At 67.0% G+C, this 3810-nt stretch carries 4 protein-coding genes; 1 reads left to right on the top strand and 3 read right to left on the bottom strand.

Annotation, left to right across the window (positions count from 1 at the left end; translation table 11 throughout):
• Window positions 1-125: 125 nt before the first annotated feature.
• The 3 genes from brnA to ACMO6A_RS13105 are packed head-to-tail and all read right to left on the bottom strand — an operon-like array spanning window position 126 to window position 3314.
• Window positions 126-383: a type II toxin-antitoxin system BrnA family antitoxin gene (brnA, locus tag ACMO6A_RS13115; protein ID WP_009304134.1), complete on the bottom strand. Its 258-nt coding sequence runs from the start codon at window positions 381-383 to the stop codon at window positions 126-128.
• Complete coding sequence (locus ACMO6A_RS13110; protein WP_009304133.1) at window positions 358-663, bottom strand: BrnT family toxin; 306 nt, start codon at window positions 661-663, stop codon at window positions 358-360. The genes brnA and ACMO6A_RS13110 overlap by 26 nt, the downstream gene beginning before the upstream one ends.
• A gap of 47 nt (window positions 664-710) precedes the next feature.
• Entirely contained in the window at window positions 711-3314 is a 2604-nt protein-coding gene (locus tag ACMO6A_RS13105) for a BTAD domain-containing putative transcriptional regulator (protein WP_009304132.1), read from the bottom strand.
• 156 nt (window positions 3315-3470) lie between these two features.
• Between ACMO6A_RS13105 and ACMO6A_RS13100 the strand changes: the two genes are divergently transcribed.
• Window positions 3471-3810, top strand: a 340-nt coding sequence (locus ACMO6A_RS13100) for a P1 family peptidase (RefSeq protein ID WP_418471392.1), incomplete at its 3' end; no start/stop codon positions are given.

Here is a 3810-nt window from a genome sequence, read left to right as displayed (position 1 = left end):
ACTCTAGCATATCGCGCCTGACCTCAAAGGAAATTCACAGGGCACGCAAGGCGCGGCGCGAGGCGCAGCGGCGGATCGGGAACGCAAGCGCCGCCGATCCGCCGCGCATGCCGCAGCCCGCCGGCTCAAGCGCTGCGGCGCGCCTCCTCGTCGAGACGTTCGGCGAGCCACATCTTGATCACGGCCTGCCGCCCGATGCCCACGCGCTTCGCTTCCTTGTCGAGCGCCTCCACCATCCAGATGGGCATGTCGACGTTGACGCGCTTCGTCTCGGTTCTCCCCTCGACCACCACCGCGGAATCGAAATCGAAGAACCCGGTCACGTCGCAGCCTTCGTCGAACAGCTCTTCGAGATTCTCAGAGGTTATCTTTTCGTTGCTCATAGCGAATCCTCTCTTGTTCCGTCGCTCGCCTTACCGAGATGATTCGAATGCGGTCGCCCCTATCGGTCGCGATCGCCGTCCAATGGACTCCGCGCAGGACGCCGACCACCGCATATCGTCGCTCTCCTCTTTTCCGCGCAGGAGCCTTGATGTAGATGCCCTCCCAAAGCTGCTGCGCCTCATCGAAGTCGATACCGTGCTTCTGAAGGTTCGCCACGCTCTTCTTCGGATCGCATTCGAACGTCAGTATTGAACCTAAAGATATAGTAATTATATCCATAATATACCTTTTTCGCAATCTATGCTCGTTATTCCGTTCCCCGTCCGTCACTCGAAATCGGTTTCGGTTTCGATGATGCTGCGATAGAGGCGCATCGTTTCGAGGGAGGGGTCGATACCCAGCTCGTCGGTGAGGAAGCGGCGGCAGGCAAAGTAGGTCTCGAGAGCGGCCGTACGCTGCCCCGCGGCCAGCTGGGCCTGCATGAGGCAGATGTAGGCGTCTTCGCGCGAGCGGTCGCGCTGGAGCGCCGCACGGGCGAACCAGAGTCCCTCCTGGGCCTCGCCTGCAGCGACGAGGCGCGTCGAGGCGGCCACCAGCGCGTCCACGAGGCGGTTGCGGTAGTCCACGCGCAGCGACGCGAGGGCGTCGTTGCCGTTCTCGCTGGGCAGAAGATCGTCCGAGAAGCGATCGTTGACCTGCGAGTACACCTGCGCCCAGCCGCCGTATCCGGGCCGCTCGAACAGCAGCGTGCGGCACACGTCCTCGAGCTGCGCCACATCGCTCGTCAGCAGGCTCGCGTCAAGTCTCAACCCCTGCTGCTGGCGAATGAGATAGGGGCACTCGCCCGACGGCAGCGTCAGCGCGCGGCGCAGCATCGCCCAAATGCCGTAGAAGTTCTTGCGCCCGTGCATGATCTCGCTGTCGGGCCACAGAAGACCCACCAGCTTGTCGCGCGAGAACTCGCGGCCGTTGTGCAGCACGAGCAGGGCGAGCAGCGTCTTGACCTTCTGGCGGCTGAACAGCGACGGATCCACCCGCTCATCCCCCATCAGCACGTCGAGGCCCCCGAACAGGTTGACGGTGAGCGCGGGCACGGAGGACGGCAGCTTCGGCAGGCGAGTCGCGCGACCCTCTTCACGGTATGCGTCGGGATGGGTGGCGACGAATACGCGCTCGCGTTCCAATCGCTCCAGCTCCAGCCGCTCGCACGCGTTGCGCTGGGAGAACAGGCGCATCTCTATGCGCCTGACGGCGAGGGCCGCCTGCGCGTCGAGCGCGGGAACGGCGATCGCCCCGCGCTCGCAGGCCCGCTCGTAGGCGATGCCGGCCAAAGCGTCGCCGAGCCCGAGCGTGCCGCGGCTCGCCTGGGACACCTCCTTGCGCACGAAGGCGCCCAAACGGTCGAGCTCGATCGATCGGGCCTCGCCGGCTCCCGACGCCGCAGCTTGACGCAGCACTTCGGCGGCCGACTGCTTGAGGAAGCTCCCGCGCGCGCCGTCGTCGTGCCAATCGAGCCATACCCGAGCAGCCTCGGGGCAGCCCGCTTTCCGCAGCTGCGCATGCACGCATCCCGCAGCGAGCCATCCCCGATCTTCCGGCGCCTTCGCGCAGACGGCCTCACGGGGCGCTTCGGCCGCATCCGCGATGCCCGCGGCCGCGAGCAGCGACACGACGAGCTTGTCGGCGCGCCGCCGCTCGTCCGCTTCCGCGCATTGCGCGAGCACCAACGCGCCCGTCATCCGCACGGAGGACGGCGCGTTCCTGTCGCGCACCGCCTTGCGCGCGGCAACGCAGGCCGCTTGTCGATCCCCCAGAAGCGCGCGGCGAACCGCCTCGTGGGCGCTGAGCAGAGCGCCCTTCCCCGCCGTCTCGCCCGATAAGGAGCGGTGCACCTCGCAGGCCGGCACGAGGCAAGCGGCTTCGAGCAACGCCGCCCCGTGTTTCGCGAGCCAGGACGCTCGCGGGGCGCGCGACGCCAGCAAACGTACGAAATCGCAGGCCCGTTCGTGCTCGCCGCGCATCGCGAGCGCATCGCCCAAGCGCACGACGAGCGTGCTCGCATCGGAGAACAACGACCGATCGGCCAACGCGCCCAGCTTACGCGCAAACGCGCCGGCGAGGGCTTCGACCTCGAACGGCGCGGCCTCGAACCGGCCGCTGCGGGAGTCGATGCCGAGATAGGGGTACTGCTCGGCGAGCAGCGCGTCCTGATCGGGGCCGAACGGGCCGAACGCCGCCACGTCCTCGAACGTCCCCTTCCCCAGCGACGCCATCACGAACAGCGGCAGCAGCAGGTCGGCCGGAAGCTCCTCGCCAAGCACGGCGGACAAGAACCCCGCGCGCTCCTCGTCCGACCCCCATACGAACGTGGCGACGCGGCACGCGGGCGCAATCGTCGATGCGGGATCGCTCGAGCGCTCCCCCGGTGTGCGGAGCAGGTCCACTTCCTCATCGGTGAGCAGCAGATCGACGGCCGTGAGCTTGATGCGGTCGCGATGACGCGCGAAGGCGTCGCGCGATGGCATGCAGGCCACCATCACCTCGCAATCGCGGTCGAGCAGCAGATCGAGCTCGTCGGATAACAGCTCGGCGCGCTCAGGATCGAGCAGCGGCACATCGTCTATGACGACGAGGAACGGCTGCGGGTCGCCCTCCAAAAGCGTGCGCGCTATGACGCCGCGATCGAGATCGCGCAAGAAGCACGGGCTGCGGCCGTCGAGCCAGACCACATGCTCGAACGAGAACACCGTATCGGCGTATTCCATCGCAAGACCCGTCTTGCCGAAGCCGTCGGGCGCGACGATGAACCGCGCGACGTGCCGCTCGCGCAAAAGCTTAGCGATGAGGTTGGGGCGAGGTATCTGGCGCCGCGGGACGAGATGCAGCGGACGACGGCCTCGGCACGACGCCTTCTTGAGGAATTCCGGCATATGATCCACTCCCTTCTTCGAGGGGAGTGCGTAGCGAGAGAGGAATCGACCTTACTACCGAAACCAGCTTCGCGCAAGCCGACATCGGTTCGACTCCGCTGCGATCCGCGGTGTACAATAAGCGAATCGATCCGCCCCGTCGCTAGGGAGAACGCCATGCTGCAACCCGCAACGCTCGCCGATTTGCCCGCATTCCTCTGCGCGCACGCCGAGGACGCCCGCGCGGGCACCGGCTGCACCGTCTTCATAGCTCCTGACGGGGCCACCTGCGGCGTCGACGTGCGCGGCGGCGGTCCTGCCACGCGAGAGACCGATCTGCTCAAGCCCGAGAACATGATCCAGGCCGTGCACGGCGTGGTCCTGTCGGGCGGCAGCGCCTTCGGGCTGGCCGCCGCGACCGGCGTCATGGACGAGCTGGCCGCACGCGGCATCGGCTTTCCCGTGGAGAGCGCCCGCGTGCCCATCGTCGTGGGAGCCTGCCTGTTCGATCTGCTGG

The sequence above is a fragment of the Eggerthella sp. genome (assembly GCF_048329335.1).
GTDB classification, from domain to species: domain Bacteria; phylum Actinomycetota; class Coriobacteriia; order Coriobacteriales; family Eggerthellaceae; genus Eggerthella; species Eggerthella lenta.
Note: the sequence above shows the minus strand (reverse complement) of the source record. Positions and strands in the feature narration are given on the sequence as shown.